The organism is Bacillus sp. JJ1532 (assembly GCF_036965085.1).
GTDB lineage: Bacteria > Bacillota > Bacilli > Bacillales > Cytobacillaceae > Cytobacillus.
This window is the reverse complement of the sequence record NZ_JBALOW010000012.1, coordinates 58,455-73,776: the sequence shown is the minus strand read 5'-3', so window position 1 is coordinate 73,776 and position 15,322 is coordinate 58,455. Positions and strand designations below refer to the sequence as shown.

The following is a 15,322-nucleotide window of genomic DNA, read 5'->3' as shown; positions in this document are numbered from 1 at the left end:
TCCTGAGCCACCATTTAATAATATAAATCCCTATTTTTTTATATGGTGGGGTAGCGAAGTGGCTAAACGCGGCGGACTGTAAATCCGCTCCCTTTGGGTTCGGCGGTTCGAATCCGTCCCCCACCACCATTTATAGGGGTATAGTTTAATGGTAAAACGAAGGTCTCCAAAACCTTTGATGTGGGTTCGATTCCTACTACCCCTGCCAAATAAAATTATATATGAATTATGGCGGTTGTGGCGAAGTGGTTAACGCATCGGATTGTGGTTCCGACATTCGTGGGTTCGATTCCCATCAGCCGCCCCATTTTATTTTACTGAGAAGCAATTCTTGAGGTTACTTCAGTGGGCTATAGCCAAGCGGTAAGGCATCGCACTTTGACTGCGACATGCGTTGGTTCGAATCCAGCTAGCCCAGCCATTTTACTTAAGGCGGCATAGCCAAGTGGTAAGGCAGAGGTCTGCAAAACCTTTATCCCCGGTTCAAATCCGGGTGCTGCCTCCAACAAAATAATGCGGGTGTAGTTTAGTGGTAAAACCACAGCCTTCCAAGCTGTTGATGAGGGTTCGATTCCCTTCACCCGCTCCATATTATAATGGGCCTATAGCTCAGCTGGTTAGAGCGCACGCCTGATAAGCGTGAGGTCGATGGTTCGAGTCCATTTAGGCCCATCTTTTTATTCCGCAGTAGCTCAGTGGTAGAGGATTTTTAAAGCTTGCAGCCGCGAAGTATTCCTTCACTGAATGGCAAACTTTTAAAATCTGTGACAAATCACGTAGGGATTTGGAACACATTACTTAAGCCAAATGGATTTTAGGGAACTATATTAATTATTCCGCAGTAGCTCAGTGGTAGAGCATTCGGCTGTTAACCGAACGGTCGTAGGTTCGAATCCTACCTGCGGAGCCACTTTTTATCTGTATTGAACAACGGCCTCCTAAGGTGTTGGTCAATGTTTCATATTATCTAAATTTGTAAAAATTACCAATTGGTATAAACTAATAAAACCGCTATTTCCACCTATGGAATAGCGGTTTTTTGTATGAATTCGAATTATACTATTCACTTTTAAACGCATGGTAAATAGTTACATAATTGTATATGCCTTATTGTATAATTTTAAACAGAACTATAGCCAGGATTAACTTTCTGTTTATTCGGCTATAAGTATTAGTATAGAAAATTTATTTACCTAGCCTGTTTTGCTTGGAAGGCAAAAGTAGGAATGGGGAAGCAGATTAGCACGGAGGGGATGAAATGACTATAATAATAAAACTATCATCACAGATTGGAGATAAGACAGAAGAAGGAAATCGTCAAGCAGCAATGGATTGTCTTAAAAATCCAAGCTTACTTATTGAAATAGGAGAAGGCCTAATATCAAAAGAGGCAGCTATTGTTGGAGATTGTGCCGAGGTTTTTACAAAAGTTGCAGAAAAACAGCCAGAATTGATCTTAGCTTTTGCTAATGATTTATTAAATTTGCTTTCGCATAAAACGACACGTGTTCGCTGGGAAGCCATGCACGCAATTGCTTTAATTACAGCATACATACCATCAGAAATTTCAAAGGCGTTGCCGCAGCTGACAGAGCTAATCAAGTCTGATAAAAGTACAATTGTTAGAGACTATGCGATAGAATCTTTATGTAATTATGCGACTGTGGGAGAGTCTGAAGCACAAACCGCTTTTCCACTGTTGAAGGAATCCTTGCTTGTTTGGGAAGGCAAGCATCGTGCGCGCGTTTTAAAAGGGTTTTTGCATGTATGTCATTCAACTGATAAATACACTCTTGAAATAAGAGGAATAGCTGAAGAATATGAAGATGATCCAAAAGGTGTAGTAAAAAAGGCAGCAAGGTCATTAATAAAAGCGATAGATAAAGGGATTGTCTAGTTAATAAATACATTTGATGTATGAAAGAAGCATAATTTGAAACTTAAAAATGAAGAAATGAGTATTGCACGATACAACATAACTAATAAATTCCCTGGTCATCGAAAAAGCAAACTACTATGTTTGATTTTCCGCCGGGAATTTATTAGTTATTCTATGCAAAAGAAAAGATGACTCTTTCAGTTTATTAGACAAAGTTAAAAATAATTCCTTGTTACGACTTGCTAAGGATTTATCTAAATAAAAGGTAGATAAAGAGTAATCAAGCATAATATCGATGCATGATTCCAACTTTTTAGAGTGAATCGCTGCTTCAAGATCTGGCATAAACAGAAACTCTTTTTTAGATTCATTAATCGTAATGAAAATAAACCAACCTATTCCAAAGACAAATTTCCCATGGTTTGAAATTGTTAATAAATCCCCATATTGAAGGGGGAAAAAACCACTCACCATATTTTCGCGTTTGTATCCATAATATAAACACTCTGCTATAATGCCGTTTTTATCCTTAACAATTAACTCCAATGTTGTAATCCCACCTTCTTAACATTTAAATAATCCTTAATATCAATTCTTATTTCTATTTTTTAAGTATTATTACTTGAAGATTGGGGGACTGGCTAACAAAGAAGTCAAAGTTTTTTTGCTTTGATCAATATGTAAATGTAGGTCGACCAATGTCCATAAGACTAGCAAAAGGTGCTTAGTCAAATAGGCCGACCGATGTTTTACTACCGAATCATTGCTTCTTAGTCACAAGTAATTTTCCTCTTGTTTGTTCCGCTGCTTCAACCATTACCTTAAGTGCTGCGATGGTCTCAGCCTCGCCGCGTGTTTTTAAACCGCAATCCGGATTAATCCAGAAAAGCTTTGGATCAAGGACTTGAAGGGCACGATCAATATTTGCCAGAAGCTCGTCAAGTTCAGGTACACGCGGGCTATGAATATCATATACACCAAGGCCAATCCCTTTATCATACGTATTATTTTCAAATGCATAAATAAGTTCACCGTGACTTCTTGAAGTTTCGATTGAAATCACATCTGCATCGAGGGCATGAATCGCGTCAATAATTTCTTCAAAATCGGAGTAACACATATGGGTATGAATTTGTGTTTCATTTTGTACAGCTGTCGTTGCAAGCTTAAATGCATAGACTGCTGCGCTAAGATAACTCTCCCACTTTTCACGCTTTAATGGCAGCCCTTCACGAATGGCCGGCTCATCAACTTGAATCATACGGATTCCGCTTTTTTCAAGTTCTTCGATTTCTTTTCGAAGCGCAAGCGCAATTTGATTGGCAACGTCGTATCGCGAAATATCGTCACGTACAAACGACCAGTTTAAAATAGTAATTGGACCTGTCAGCATACCTTTTACAGGCTTGTCTGTTAATGATTGGGCATAAAGGGTTTCTTCAACTGTCATTGGCTCTTTAAATGATACGTCTCCGTAAATAAGAGGCGGCTTTACGCAACGCGATCCATATGATTGCACCCATCCAAATTTTGTGAATACAAATCCATCTAATTTTTCCCCGAAATATTCGACCATATCTGTACGTTCAAACTCTCCATGCACCAGTACGTCAATGCCAAGCTCTTCCTGTATCTCAATCCACTTTTTAATTTCAGCTTGAATAAAATGTTTATAATCTGCATTTGTTAACTCGCCTTTACGCCATTTTAATCGTTGTTTTCTTACTTCCTGTGTCTGCGGAAAGCTTCCAATGGTTGTTGTCGGCAAGAGCGGCAATTGGAAGGTCTTCTCTTGAAGCCTCTGGCGTACTTGAAAAGGAGCTTCACGTTCTGCCTTATAGGCATGTAAGTATTGGATGGATTCTTGAACTGCTTTATTGTTTCGAAAAGAAGATTGATTTAATAAAGCAATAGATTTTGTACTTTTTAGAATGTTATTCTGTATTGCTTCTTTTCCATCATGAATCCCTTTTGAGAGTGTAACGACTTCATACAGCTTTTCATCTGCAAATGATAATGCATCACTTAGAATCTTATCGAGTACATCTTCGCTTTTAACCGTCACAGGTACATGCAATAAGCTTGATGAAGGCTGTGCGATCAAACGATTTTTGGAAACAAACTGTCCAATTTCTTCAAGGAACGAATATTGTTTTTCAAGGTTGGCACGCCAAATATTGCGGCCGTCAATGATTCCAGCAGCAAGCACCTTATCCTTTGGGTACCCATACTTTTTCAAAGCTTCAAGATTTTTCCCTTGGTCATGTACAAAATCAAACCCAATGCCGTGAACAGGGAGGGAGATGATGTCTTCATAAAATTCAACGGCTTCAAAATACGTTTGTAAAATGACTTTTACATGTGGAGCTGCTTCATACAATGCTTGATAAACATTTTTAAATAAGGCCATTAAATCTTTTGAAATAGAAGTAGAAAGGATCGGCTCGTCTATTTGTACCCATTCTACGCCTTCATCCTGAAGTTCTCGTAAAATTTCAGCATAAAGCGGTACGAATTGATTAACCTTTTCCTTAAATTGACTTGCTTTATAGCCTTTTGCCAAAGAAACAAATGTAATAGGCCCCAAAATGACAGGCTTACCTTCAATATTAAGCTTTTGCTTAGCTTCTTTATAAAATTGGAGAGGACGGTTTTCTACTAGTGCAGGCTCAGCTTCGTCCAGCTCTGGAACAATATAGTGATAGTTAGTGTTAAACCATTTCGTCATTTCAGATGCAACTGCACCTTTCGTTCCACGCGCTATATTAAAATATGTTTCTAGAGATACTTTCCCTCCAGAATAGCCAAAACGCTTTGGCACTAATCCAAACATGACAGCTGTATCAAGGACATGATCATACAAGCTAAAATCTCCAACCGGGATTAAGTCAATTCCTTGATCAATTTGCTTTTGCAGATGCTGAAGGCGAATTTGTTCCATTTGCTTCAAAAACTCGTCTTTTTCTAATTGACCTGCCCAATACAGCTCGAGGCTTTTTTTCCATTCGCGTTTTTCTCCAATTCTTGGATAACCTAAATTCGAGTTTCTTACATGGCTCATCGTTTCCTACACTCCTAATTTTTAATTTTTTCTCAACAAAAAATCTCTCTTTTCAAGTAGAAAAGAGAGATTCATACGCATAGCTAACTAGAGTTGAGACATAATGGTTTTCTCAACACGTATTCTTCACTCCCCTCTATATCCTCGTAGAGTACAAGCATATACAACAGGCAGGTCTCCTGACTTAGGTTCATCGCTTCTTATCCCTTCCCATTTCCAAATGAAATAGTGGTTCCTGATAAGCTGCTCCCCATTACAGTGGCGGGACCGTGTCGGAATTTCACCGGACTTCCCTTTTAAGCTGAGAAAAAAATTAACAGCACCTGATGCATTCGTTTATTAAATTTTTTAAAGGAAAAATAAAAGCCTCTCAAAATAAAAGAGAGGCTTGTACTCCTACTGAAGGAGTCCTCTCTTATTTGCCAAAGCAATATGCTTTGCAGGAATTAGCACCTTTTCAATAAGTAATTGAATGGTTGCCGGGCTTCACAGGGCCAGTCCCTCCACCTCTCTGAATAAGAGTTGTTAATATTTAAATGTTTTGAATTTAATAGTCATGTTAGCATGGTAAAGATAAGTTGTCAAAGAATTTTGGAAAAACACTACAAAAGTAGTGTAAGTGAAAAAGGATTAGGGGAGTTAATAAATTTATCATGAGTATAAGTAGTAGTTAAGCACGATTCTTATGATAATGATAATTACTTTCAATTAATTATTGACAATCATTTCCTGATTGCTATAATAAAAATTGTGAGTATTAGTGATAATGATTTTCAATATCATCAAGACTCACAAAGAATCAAACTTTATTGGAGATAGTTATGAAAAAAAGATATCTTATCGTCTCGCTCATTGTACTTTCAATCCTATCCTTATTTGTTGGAGTGAGCCATATAACACCGAAGGATTTGCTGAATCTGCAATCTGATGAAACTCAAATCTTTCTTATCAGCCGCTTGCCAAGATTATTAGCGATCCTAATTGCGGGAGCAGGGATGAGTATTGCAGGGTTAATTATGCAGCAACTCAGCCGGAATAAATTTGTTTCCCCAACAACAGCGGGTACACTTGACGCCACTAGACTTGGGATTTTAGTGTCAATGCTGTTGTTTGCGAATGCGTCCCTTTTTGAAAAAATGGTTGTTGCCTTTGTGTTTGCGCTTGCCGGCACGCTTTTGTTTATGCAATTGCTCGACCGAATTAAATTTAAGGATGCAATTTTTATTCCGCTTGTTGGTTTAATGTTTGGAAACATCTTGTCTTCGATTACGACTTTTTTTGCTTATCGGGCAGATGTTATTCAAAATATGTCTGCATGGCTCCAGGGTGATTTTTCAATGATTATGAAGGGACGATATGAGCTTCTATACATAACGATTCCATTGTTAGCAGTGGCCTATTTATTTGCGAATCGCTTTACAGTAGCAGGTATGGGGGATGATTTTTCGAAAAACTTAGGTTTATCCTATAAACGGATAGTGAATTTTGGACTTATTCTTGTTGCATTAATAACGGTTACGGTTGTGCTAACAGTCGGGATGATCCCATTTCTTGGCTTAATAATCCCAAATATTGTGTCAATTTTTAAAGGAGATCATTTGCAAAAGACCTTGCCACATACAGCATTACTTGGCTCCTCGTTCCTGCTTTTGTGTGACATTCTGGGTAGGGTTATTATTTACCCGTATGAGATCTCGATTAGCTTGATGGTCGGAGTCATTGGCAGCGGAATCTTCCTCTATTTACTCTTTAGGAGGAAGGCGTATGCGTAATTCTATAAAAATGATCATACTCGCCGTAATAGCGATTATGTTTTGCAGCATTTATTTATTTCATGGTTTAAATGGAAGCTTCGATTATGCATTGCCGCGAAGAGGAGTTAAGGTCATTGCCATGGTCTTAACGGGTATAGCCATTGCGTATGCTACAGTAGTTTTCCAAACAATTTCGCATAATCGCATTTTAACACCAAGTATTATGGGCCTGGATTCCCTGTATTTACTCATTCAAACGGTTATTATTTTCTTTTTAGGATCCAGTCATGTATTGGTTGCAAATCGGCAGTATAATTTCTTTTTATCAGTCGTGGCGATGATTGTATTTGCTTTATTACTCTACCAACTGCTTTTTAAAAATGGAAAGCGGCCGATATACTTCCTTTTGCTTGTTGGGATTATCGTAGGAACGTTTTTCTCCAGCATTTCTACTTTCCTGCAGGTGCTTATTGATCCGAATGAGTTTCAAAGAGTGCAAGATAGAATGTTTGCAAGCTTTAATAATGTGAATGGTGATTTAGTATGGATTGCATTAAGCATCATCATCATCGCAATTGTAATAGGTTTTCGATCAATGAACTACTTGGACGTTATCTCACTTGGCCGTGATCATGCCGTGAACCTTGGTGTTCCATACGATCTAATTGTGAAAAGGATGCTCGTTTTAGTAGCTATTTTAATTTCCATTGCTACCGCATTAGTTGGGCCGATTACGTTTTTCGGTCTGATCGTAGCCAATTTATCGTATCAGTTTTTCAAAACCTACAGGCACACCACAATCATTAGTGGTGCGATGGTCATGAGTATCATTGCGCTTGTGGGAGGTCAGTGGGTTGTAGAGCGAATCTTTACCTTCTCGACAACGCTCAGTGTCATCATTAACTTTTTCGGTGGCGTGTATTTCATATTTTTACTGCTTAAGGAGAGTCGATCTAATTGATTCAAGTCCGAGCTTTATCCAAATTCTATGGAAAAAAGCCTGTCGTTGAAAATGTGACAGTCGATATTCATCCAGGACAAATCACGTCCTTTATCGGTCCAAATGGAGCTGGAAAATCTACGCTGCTGTCGATGGTTAGCCGATTAATCGAAGCGGATACGGGTGAGGTACTGATTGAAAACTCTCACGTTAAGAAAATGAAACCGAATGACTTTTCCAAGCGTGTGTCTATCTTAAAACAATCCAACTATATGAATGTAAGGCTGACAATCCGTGAACTCGTGTCGTTTGGGAGGTTCCCATATTCGAAAGGGCATCTGAATGAGGAAGATGAGAAAATGGTGGATCAAGCCATTACATACATGGGTTTAACTGATATGCAGCATGATTTTCTTGATGAATTATCTGGAGGCCAGCGTCAGCGAGCATTTATCGCCATGGTGATTGCACAGGATACGGACTATATTTTACTAGATGAGCCGCTGAATAATTTAGATATGAAGCATTCTGTCCAAATTATGAAGATTCTTCGCGGTCTTGTGGATGAGTTGGGAAAAACAGTAGTCATTGTTCTGCATGATATTAATTTCGCGTCTGTTTATTCAGACCGCATTGTAGCATTGAAGGACGGGAAAGTTGTAAAGAATGGGCCGACAAATGAAATCATTCAGTCGGATTCATTAAGAGAAATATATGATATGGATATTCCAATTAAAAAAATAAACGATTGCCGAATTTGCGTGTACTTTAACTCATAGAAAAGGGGATTAATGATATGAAAAAATGGCCATTATTTGCATTATTATTAACGGTTTTCCTCGTGCTATCTGCGTGTGGATCGAAGGAAGCTGCAAAAGAAGAGGAAAGCTCGAATTCTGGAAGCGACAAGCCAATAGAGGAATCTGCAGAAATAAAAATTAAGCATGAACTTGATAAGGAAGAAATTGTTTTAGCAAAGACGCCTGAGAAAGTAGTAGTTTTTGATTTTGGTATATTAGATACATTGGATGAGCTTGGTGTTCCTGTTACTGGAGTACCACAGGCAACCATTCCGCCATATTTAGAAAAATATGCTGGTTCTGAGTACACGAATGTAGGAAGCTTGAAGGAGCCCGACTTTGAGGCAATTCATGCATTAAAGCCAGATGTGATTTTCATCTCCGCACGCCAATCTGATATGTATGAAGAGTTCAAAAAAATTGCTCCAACAATTTATGTAGGAATTGATTACACAAATTATATGGAATCCTTCACACATAACATGGAAGTGATAGCACAAGTTTTTGGCAAAGAAGAACAAATGAAAACGGAATTGGAAGAAGTTAATAAGAATATAGATGCAATAAAAGGAAAAACAGGAAGCACTGATGCTAGAACATTAATTATTATGGGGAATGAAGGAAAAGTGAGTGCCTATGGACCAAGTTCACGTTTCGGTATCCTTCATGATGTGTTTGGTTACAAGCCTGCTGATGAAAAGATTGAACAATCAACTCATGGACAGAGCATTTCATTTGAATACATTTCTGAAACAAATCCAGACATTATGTTCGTAATCGACCGTGATGCAGCATTTGACAGCAATGCGAGTGTGAAGGATGCAATTGAAAATGAGCTTGTCCAAAAAACAAATGCATTCAAAAATGGTAAAATCTTTTACTTAAACGGCGGCCCATGGTATTTATCTGGTGGCGGGCTACAGTCTATGAAGCTAATGGTTGAAGATGCACAAGTAGGTGTAGAATAATGTTTTACCAGATTAAGCAAATGGTTGTGAAGGAGGGCTTTTCTGATACAGTGGTGGAGCGCTTCAGTGGTGAGGGACTCATTGAGAAGCAGCCGGGCTTTGTCGACCTTCAAGTTCTAGTCAAAAATGTACGCCGTGGTGACGAGGAAGTATTAGTCCTTGTCAGATGGGAAACTGAAAAGGATTGGAAGAACTGGGAGAAGAGCCCCGAGCATATTGCAGGACACAGAGCGAAAGCTGGAAAGTCAAAGCCTGATTATATAATCGAGTCAAGCCAAAATGTGTATACTGTGGCGGTTAGTAAGTAATTAATAAATAAAGATGAGGCGCCTAATCATTTAGGTTGCCTCATTTTTTGGATTCTCAAGAGAAATGGAAGCAGGTAACTTCTCTAATTTCTTTTTTTGAAAATAAAATTAACCGATACTTACTTTAGTCTAACTCTCTTTAACTGAAGGGAATTCAACACAACAGAAACGGAACTAAAAGCCATGGCTGCCCCTGCAAGCCAAGGAGCCATGTAACCAAGCATGGCAAGTGGGATCATCATAATATTATAGAGAAAAGCCCATAGAAAATTTTGTTTAATATTAGTCATCGTTTTTTTGCTAATGAGGATTGCGTCAACGACTCGATTTAGATCATCTTTGATAATGGTCATATCACCTGATTCAATGGCCACGTCTGAACCTGTTCCAAGTGCAATTCCGACATCGGCAACAGCTAATGCAGGTGCATCATTAATGCCATCTCCAACCATTATGACCTTGTTTCCTTTTTGTTGTAATGTCTGTATGATTTCAGCTTTATGCTGGGGCATGACTTCAGCCCTTAATTTATGGATTCCTGCTTTTTTTCCTACAGCCATTGCGGTATGCCGATTATCGCCTGTGAGCATGATTACCTCTAACCCCATCTTCTTTAATCTAGTTACAGCTTTAACAGATGTTGATTTTATTTCATCTGCAACAGCGATGATTCCGGAAAACTGAGAATCAATAAAGGCAATCATGACAGTTTTTCCTTCCTGCTCTAGCTTGGTTACTAGAGTGGCTGATTTTGGAGGGATGGAGATATCATTTCTTTTAAAATATGCCGGGCTGGCAATGACAACCTTTTGATTGTTTACTGTTGCTCTGATTCCATATCCTGGAATTGAAAGGACTTGTGACACACTTGGAAAAATAGAGATTTCCCTTTTCGCCCTCTGGACAATTGCTTTAGCAATAGGATGGTCGGAAATGCTCTCAACAGCCCCAACGGTCTCTAAGAAAGCCCGTATGCTTAAATATTCGCTATAAATGTCGGTCACATGAGGCTGTCCTTTTGTAATGGTCCCGGTTTTATCGAAGACAATGATATTATTTTTCCCTAATAATTCAAGAAATCTTCCTTCTTTAAAAAGGATTCCAAGCTGTGCGGCCCTTCCGCTTCCGACCATAACAGAAGTTGGAGTGGCAAGCCCAAGCGCACAAGGACAAGCGATAATGAGAACAGCGATCGTTTTTTCTAAAGCCTCTTTTAAATCACCTGGCTGAAAGAGGGAATACCATGCGGCAAATGTAACCGAAGCAATGGCAATGACAATTGGAACAAATAGGGCTGTAATATGATCTGCTATATATTGAATAGGTGCTTTTGAAGCTTGAGCTTCCTCAACGATCCGAATAATTTGTGACAGGGCAGTATCAGAATTTCTTTTTGTTGCTCTTATCTTTAATAACCCATTTTGATTGATTGTCCCAGCATAGACATCGTTGCCAATGTTTTTCTCAACGTGTATGCTTTCACCGGTTAACAGTGATTCATCCATGACGGAATGCCCGTCGATTACTTGTCCATCGATCGGCACCTTCTCCCCAGGCCTTAGAACGATAATATCTCCAGGTACAATTTGCTCAATCAGTCTATTTTCTTCTCTCCCGTTTATATAGACAGTGGCTGTTTTCATTTGTAATTGATAAAGCTTTTTGATTGCTTCTGTCGTCCGTAATTTTGTTTTTGCCTCGAGCAGTTTTCCTAAGAGAATGAATGTAATAATAAAGGCACTTGTCTCATAGAACAAGTCGACCGGCTGGGCCTGATGATAGGTTTTCAAGGTTGTAAAGGTTAGATAATGGCTGTAAAAAAAGGCTGCGGACGTACTTAATACGACCAATACATCCATATTTGCACTTCTATTTCTTAAGGCTTTCCATGCTCTTTCATAAAATTCTGCCCCAATGAAGAATTGAATGGGAATCGTAATTGCGAACTGAAAAAGGGGATGAATAAACAGATCAGGAACTTTGATGAAGGAAGCCCAATGGAAGTGGGCGAACATAGCCCATGCCATCGGAAGAGTAAGCAAGGCTGAAAAGACGAATTTCCATTGAAGTCTCCTAATCTCTATATTTTTGTTCTGTTCAGAGGAGCGGTTCTGGCTGACTTCCTTTGCTTCAAACCCAATTTTGTTTATTTTTTGAATGATGTCAGAAACGCTTGTCCGGTTTTTTTCAAACGAGACACGGCCTTTTTCAGTTGTTAAATTGACCGATATGTCTGTCACTCCATCTATTTTTGAAACTGATTTTTCAATTCGAGTCGTACAGGCAGCACAATGCATGCCTTTTACTTCAATATGTGCGGTTTCGATCATAGCCGGGCCCCACTCCTTTCCTTCATCAATATAATTCATTCTATTAAAATCGATTTGTATTTAGAACGAATGGCAGCAGGAGCTGGTAAAAGCCTGTATTAATTTTTTTCTCCCATATGCAGTGCGGCTTTTAATGAGATTTTGTGAATACCTAGCATTAGAATGCCTGCCATGAGTTGATCAAGCCTAGTATTGACTAAGGGAGGAAAAAGTGTATGAGAACTAGAATGAGAGGGTAAACAAAGTTTTGTCATTAATTGAGTTAAAAACGGATTATTCATCCTATCAATTAAAGCATTGAGGATAAAAACTGAGCAGGCTGGCAATAAAAGAAGTCCGCTTAGGAAAGCATAACGTTTTTTAGTCTCGCTATATGTCCGTAGTTTTTTAAACGGTGAGGTAATGGGCCACCACATACGAAAGGCTAAGATAAATAGTAAAAAGAAATAACTATTATGAATGGCAGGATGATCAGAGATAAGGCTTAATATTGTTGGTAAATGATACATGGAAAATAGGATTGCAAAAATAAAGAGTGCCACGATAGGTTTTACAAAAAGAAAAGACCTGACTAGGATAACCGTCCACAATAGCTGATAAACGGGCTTTGGAATCCCTAATAATAATAATGGTGGAATAATAAAAAATAGAATGCTCATTTGGATCATATGCAAGCTGAATGAGAGGTGGCTAATGGCTGCAAAGGGGCTCCCAACTATCAAGACAAGTAAGCCTAGGCTGGAAAGAAAAAGAAATGGCTGCTTTTGAAGCATTGTGAATTTAGTCGTTTGTCTTACGAGTATTGTGTATAAAACGGCGATAAAGACGGCAGTCATTAATATAGGAATATTCCATTCTAATTCATTTCTAATTAATAATAAATAATCAAACATGCTTTTCCTCCTCATATCAGGATGAAATAAAATAAATTGGGGGCATTGCTGAAAAGCTTATATGATAATGGATATGATTTCTGATTATTATACATACCAAACCTTTAAACAAAGTTCACTACACACTTTCATAATTCCAAAAAATAACATAAAATATTATAAAAGTGTTTCCAAGGAGAAGTGAAGATGAATACACTCATAAATACGCTTCAAAAGAAAAGAGTTAAGGTAACGAAGATTCCGAAATGGGGCACGTATTTACGGAATCAATGGGAGGAGAATTTTGCTAGTCATCTTAGTGAGGACGAGAAGGGTAAAATTCATTTGCATGACAAAGGTAAAAGCAGTGGATTCTTATGGCATATTTTCAGCTATGAAACAAAGGAATGCTTGAAAGAAGAACAGGCAAATGAAGCATTTAATCAATTACAAAAGCAGGCATGTTATGTTTTTTATCAGCATTCAAATGATGCGATAATCATTGAAAATGTATCTAAAATTACTGCTGAAGACTTTGAAAATGAACAGGATATTTATGTAGTGGATAAGGAATTTGCCTGGACTTACGTCAATACACACGAAAAAGGATTGTGCGGTCCATACTTTTCGTGGAAACAGGGAAGGTAATATTTTCAAATTAAAAGAGGGATCATATGCAGTTGTTTATCAAAAGGATAAGTCGAAACGAGGCAGTCGAAATCCTAAACTGGAAATACCCAGCACCTTATAATTTTTACAATAATGAAGAAAACGAGGAATCTATAAGGGAGTTATTAGGAAGCTCGTATTCAGTTGTCATTGACGAAAATGGTCGATTAATAGGCTTCTTTTGTACTGGGGATTCTGCCCAGGTGCCTGCTGGGACAAAGTATGGTGCCTATTCAGAAACATGTACTGATATTGGGCTTGGAATGAAGCCCGAGTTAACAGGGCAGGGAATGGGATATGCATTCTTTTCTTTTATCCTAAGGCATATCCATGGCGCATATAAGGAAGTTCCCCTTCGCTTAACGGTGGCGAAGTTTAATGATAGGGCGATACGCCTTTATGAAAAACTTGGTTTTAAGAGGAAAATAGAATTTAGTAATGGGTCTACCGCATTTATGACGATGATAAAAGATTCATAGGAGTGCTAAAGTGATTTATTTACCAATTAAATTTGTAAAAACCATTAAAGATGTGCATAAGGAAAAAGGGGAGAAGTGGTTACTTGAGTTTCAAGAGCTTATTCATGAATGTGAGGAGCGGTGGCATTTAAAAATCATGCCGCCGTTTGATTTGTCCTATAATTTTGTGGCGCCTGCTATTCGGAATGATGGATTGGAAGTAGTCATCAAGCTAACTGTTCCGAGTGAGGAATTTCTTTCTGAAGTAGAGGCCCTCGTTCTATTTAACGACCATGGTATGGTTAGGATCGTAGATGTTGATAGGATAAAAGGAGTTCTACTACTTGAAAGATTAAAGCCTGGCACGACCCTTGCCTCACTTGAGAATAATGAGGAAGCTGCTTATATTGCTTCTCAAGTCATGAAAAAGTTATGGAGCCCGGCTCCCAAATCTGTTCACATTCCGCATATTAAAGAGAGAGGAAAAAGTTTAGACAAAATTTATAAGGATAATCCTGAAGGACTCGGACCCATCACGAAAGAAATGCTGCAAGAAGCGACTGAGAACTTTAGGGAGTTAGCGGAAACCCAGACCGAGCCTTTTCTGCTCCATGGTGATTTACATCATTATAATATTTTAAGGACAGGCACCGATTCTTGGCTAGCCATTGATCCTAAAGGGCTAATTGGAGAAAGAGAATATGATGTGATTCAATTTTTACTAAATAAACTGCCAGATGATCAAATCACAGAAGTAATAGAAAAACGCATTGATATCTTTGTAAAGGAACTGAACTTAGATAAAAATAGAATTCTATTATATGGATTTTCTCATGCTGTTCTTGCAACATGCTGGTCTATTCAGGATAGTGGAACCTGGGATGAAGGTTTCTTCAAAGCGATCTATGTGTTTAAAGATTTAAGAAGTTATTAGAACGTGAAGCTAGACGGACATTTCAAAAGGGGAAAGCCTGTGAAAAGTCCAAGCAGTAATGTTGGACGGACATTTCAAGAAGGGAAACCTGTGAAAAGTCCAAACAGTAGTGCTGGACGGCCATTTCAAGAGGGGAAAGCCTTAGAAAAGTCCAAGCAGTAGTGCTGGACGGCCATTTCAAGAGGGGAAGCCTTCGAAAAGTCCAAGCAGTGGTGCTGGACGGACATTTTAAGAGGAGGAAGCCTTCGAAAAGTCCAAGCAGTATGAAAGTTGACCGAGAAAAGTATTCCTTAGGCGCGGCCAATTTACCAAAAGACGTTCTGTCTACCTCCCCAAAAGTACATTCGCT

Annotated in this window: 14 protein-coding genes, 8 tRNA genes and 2 riboswitches; of the genes, 18 read left to right on the top strand and 4 right to left on the bottom strand. The window is 38.6% G+C overall.

All coding sequences use genetic code 11. The features are described 5' to 3' along the window. The first annotated feature begins 44 nt into the window (after positions 1-44). The 9 genes from V7122_RS05470 (at position 45) to V7122_RS05430 (ending at position 1,897) form a co-directional block, all read left to right on the top strand. Positions 45-129: transfer RNA gene (locus tag V7122_RS05470), tRNA-Tyr, on the top strand. Positions 130-134: 5 nt separating this feature from the next. Beyond that, a tRNA-Trp gene (locus tag V7122_RS05465) sits at positions 135-208 on the top strand. A gap of 23 nt (positions 209-231) precedes the next feature. After that, a tRNA-His gene (locus V7122_RS05460) sits at positions 232-307 on the top strand. 39 nt (positions 308-346) lie between these two features. Further along, a tRNA-Gln gene (locus tag V7122_RS05455) sits at positions 347-421 on the top strand. A gap of 10 nt (positions 422-431) precedes the next feature. Then, positions 432-505, top strand: a tRNA-Cys gene (locus tag V7122_RS05450). Positions 506-515: 10 nt separating this feature from the next. Then, a tRNA-Gly gene (locus tag V7122_RS05445) sits at positions 516-589 on the top strand. 9 nt (positions 590-598) lie between these two features. Beyond that, positions 599-672, top strand: a tRNA-Ile gene (locus tag V7122_RS05440). A gap of 163 nt (positions 673-835) precedes the next feature. After that, positions 836-910: transfer RNA gene (locus V7122_RS05435), tRNA-Asn, on the top strand. Between the two features lie 348 nt (positions 911-1,258). Next, entirely contained in the window at positions 1,259-1,897 is a 639-nt protein-coding gene (locus V7122_RS05430; RefSeq protein ID WP_335525998.1) for a HEAT repeat domain-containing protein, read from the top strand. 117 nt (positions 1,898-2,014) lie between these two features. Here the strand turns inward: V7122_RS05430 and V7122_RS05425 are convergent, their stop codons facing one another. Next, on the bottom strand, positions 2,015-2,425 hold the full coding sequence (locus V7122_RS05425; protein WP_335486253.1) for a hypothetical protein: 411 nt from the start codon (positions 2,423-2,425) through the stop codon (positions 2,015-2,017). A gap of 214 nt (positions 2,426-2,639) precedes the next feature. Continuing rightward, complete coding sequence (metE, locus tag V7122_RS05420) at positions 2,640-4,940, bottom strand: 5-methyltetrahydropteroyltriglutamate--homocysteine S-methyltransferase (protein ID WP_335525997.1); 2,301 nt, start codon at positions 4,938-4,940, stop codon at positions 2,640-2,642. A 152-nt stretch (positions 4,941-5,092) separates the two neighbouring features. Next, positions 5,093-5,282: riboswitch (cobalamin riboswitch) on the bottom strand. A 70-nt stretch (positions 5,283-5,352) separates the two neighbouring features. Then, a riboswitch (SAM riboswitch) is annotated at positions 5,353-5,462 on the bottom strand. Between the two features lie 299 nt (positions 5,463-5,761). Between metE and V7122_RS05415 the strand changes: the two genes are divergently transcribed. Genes V7122_RS05415 through V7122_RS05395 form a run of 5 tightly spaced genes read left to right on the top strand, consistent with a single transcriptional unit; the run spans position 5,762 to position 9,710 of the window. Then, positions 5,762-6,712: an ABC transporter permease gene (locus V7122_RS05415; protein WP_335525996.1), complete on the top strand. Its 951-nt coding sequence runs from the start codon at positions 5,762-5,764 to the stop codon at positions 6,710-6,712. Then, on the top strand, positions 6,705-7,655 hold the full coding sequence (locus tag V7122_RS05410) for an iron chelate uptake ABC transporter family permease subunit (RefSeq protein WP_335525995.1): 951 nt from the start codon (positions 6,705-6,707) through the stop codon (positions 7,653-7,655). Before V7122_RS05415 ends, V7122_RS05410 begins: the two co-directional genes overlap by 8 nt. Continuing rightward, entirely contained in the window at positions 7,652-8,413 is a 762-nt protein-coding gene (locus tag V7122_RS05405; RefSeq protein WP_335345483.1) for an iron ABC transporter ATP-binding protein, read from the top strand. Before V7122_RS05410 ends, V7122_RS05405 begins: the two co-directional genes overlap by 4 nt. Positions 8,414-8,430: 17 nt before the next feature. Continuing rightward, the gene (locus V7122_RS05400; RefSeq protein ID WP_335525994.1) at positions 8,431-9,402 is read left to right on the top strand and encodes a siderophore ABC transporter substrate-binding protein; all 972 of its coding nucleotides are present in this window, start codon (positions 8,431-8,433) and stop codon (positions 9,400-9,402) included. Beyond that, positions 9,402-9,710 carry an antibiotic biosynthesis monooxygenase family protein gene (locus tag V7122_RS05395; RefSeq protein WP_335525993.1) on the top strand — a complete coding sequence of 103 codons (309 nt, stop codon included), beginning with the start codon at positions 9,402-9,404 and terminating at the stop codon, positions 9,708-9,710. Before V7122_RS05400 ends, V7122_RS05395 begins: the two co-directional genes overlap by 1 nt. A 119-nt stretch (positions 9,711-9,829) precedes the next feature. Here the strand turns inward: V7122_RS05395 and V7122_RS05390 are convergent, their stop codons facing one another. After that, positions 9,830-12,040, bottom strand: a complete 2,211-nt coding sequence (locus V7122_RS05390; RefSeq protein WP_335525992.1) for a heavy metal translocating P-type ATPase — start codon at positions 12,038-12,040, stop codon at positions 9,830-9,832. A 98-nt stretch (positions 12,041-12,138) separates the two neighbouring features. Then, positions 12,139-12,933, bottom strand: coding sequence for a cytochrome c oxidase assembly protein (locus tag V7122_RS05385; protein WP_335525991.1), 795 nt, complete (start codon positions 12,931-12,933; stop codon positions 12,139-12,141). 186 nt (positions 12,934-13,119) lie between these two features. On the opposite strand from V7122_RS05385, the gene V7122_RS05380 reads away from it, so the two are divergent. Genes V7122_RS05380 through V7122_RS05365 form a run of 4 tightly spaced genes read left to right on the top strand, consistent with a single transcriptional unit; the run spans position 13,120 to position 15,135 of the window. After that, positions 13,120-13,560, top strand: coding sequence for a DUF4275 family protein (locus V7122_RS05380; protein WP_335525990.1), 441 nt, complete (start codon positions 13,120-13,122; stop codon positions 13,558-13,560). Between the two features lie 26 nt (positions 13,561-13,586). After that, entirely contained in the window at positions 13,587-14,060 is a 474-nt protein-coding gene (locus tag V7122_RS05375; RefSeq protein WP_335345477.1) for a GNAT family N-acetyltransferase, read from the top strand. 10 nt (positions 14,061-14,070) lie between these two features. After that, positions 14,071-14,973 (top strand): aminoglycoside phosphotransferase family protein, encoded by a 903-nt coding sequence (locus tag V7122_RS05370; RefSeq protein ID WP_335354241.1) that lies wholly within the window; start codon positions 14,071-14,073, stop codon positions 14,971-14,973. Between the two features lie 39 nt (positions 14,974-15,012). Beyond that, a complete protein-coding gene (locus V7122_RS05365; protein ID WP_335525989.1) occupies positions 15,013-15,135 on the top strand; it encodes a hypothetical protein in 123 nt (40 codons plus the stop codon). Positions 15,136-15,322 lie beyond the last annotated feature (187 nt).

Bases quoted from the DNA above. Each gene is read 5' to 3' on its own strand.
- V7122_RS05395 (WP_335525993.1), top strand. From the start codon at position 9,402: ATGTTTTACCAGATTAAGCAAATGGTTGTGAAGGAGGGCTTTTCTGAT.
- V7122_RS05410 (WP_335525995.1), top strand. From the start codon at position 6,705: ATGCGTAATTCTATAAAAATGATCATACTCGCCGTAATAGCGATTATG.
- V7122_RS05380 (WP_335525990.1), top strand. From the start codon at position 13,120: ATGAATACACTCATAAATACGCTTCAAAAGAAAAGAGTTAAGGTAACG.
- V7122_RS05430 (WP_335525998.1), top strand. From the start codon at position 1,259: ATGACTATAATAATAAAACTATCATCACAGATTGGAGATAAGACAGAA.
- V7122_RS05415 (WP_335525996.1), top strand. From the start codon at position 5,762: ATGAAAAAAAGATATCTTATCGTCTCGCTCATTGTACTTTCAATCCTA.
- V7122_RS05400 (WP_335525994.1), top strand. From the start codon at position 8,431: ATGAAAAAATGGCCATTATTTGCATTATTATTAACGGTTTTCCTCGTG.
- V7122_RS05390 (WP_335525992.1), bottom strand. From the start codon at position 12,040: ATGATCGAAACCGCACATATTGAAGTAAAAGGCATGCATTGTGCTGCC.
- metE (WP_335525997.1), bottom strand. From the start codon at position 4,940: ATGAGCCATGTAAGAAACTCGAATTTAGGTTATCCAAGAATTGGAGAA.
- V7122_RS05385 (WP_335525991.1), bottom strand. From the start codon at position 12,933: ATGTTTGATTATTTATTATTAATTAGAAATGAATTAGAATGGAATATT.
- V7122_RS05375 (WP_335345477.1), top strand. From the start codon at position 13,587: ATGCAGTTGTTTATCAAAAGGATAAGTCGAAACGAGGCAGTCGAAATC.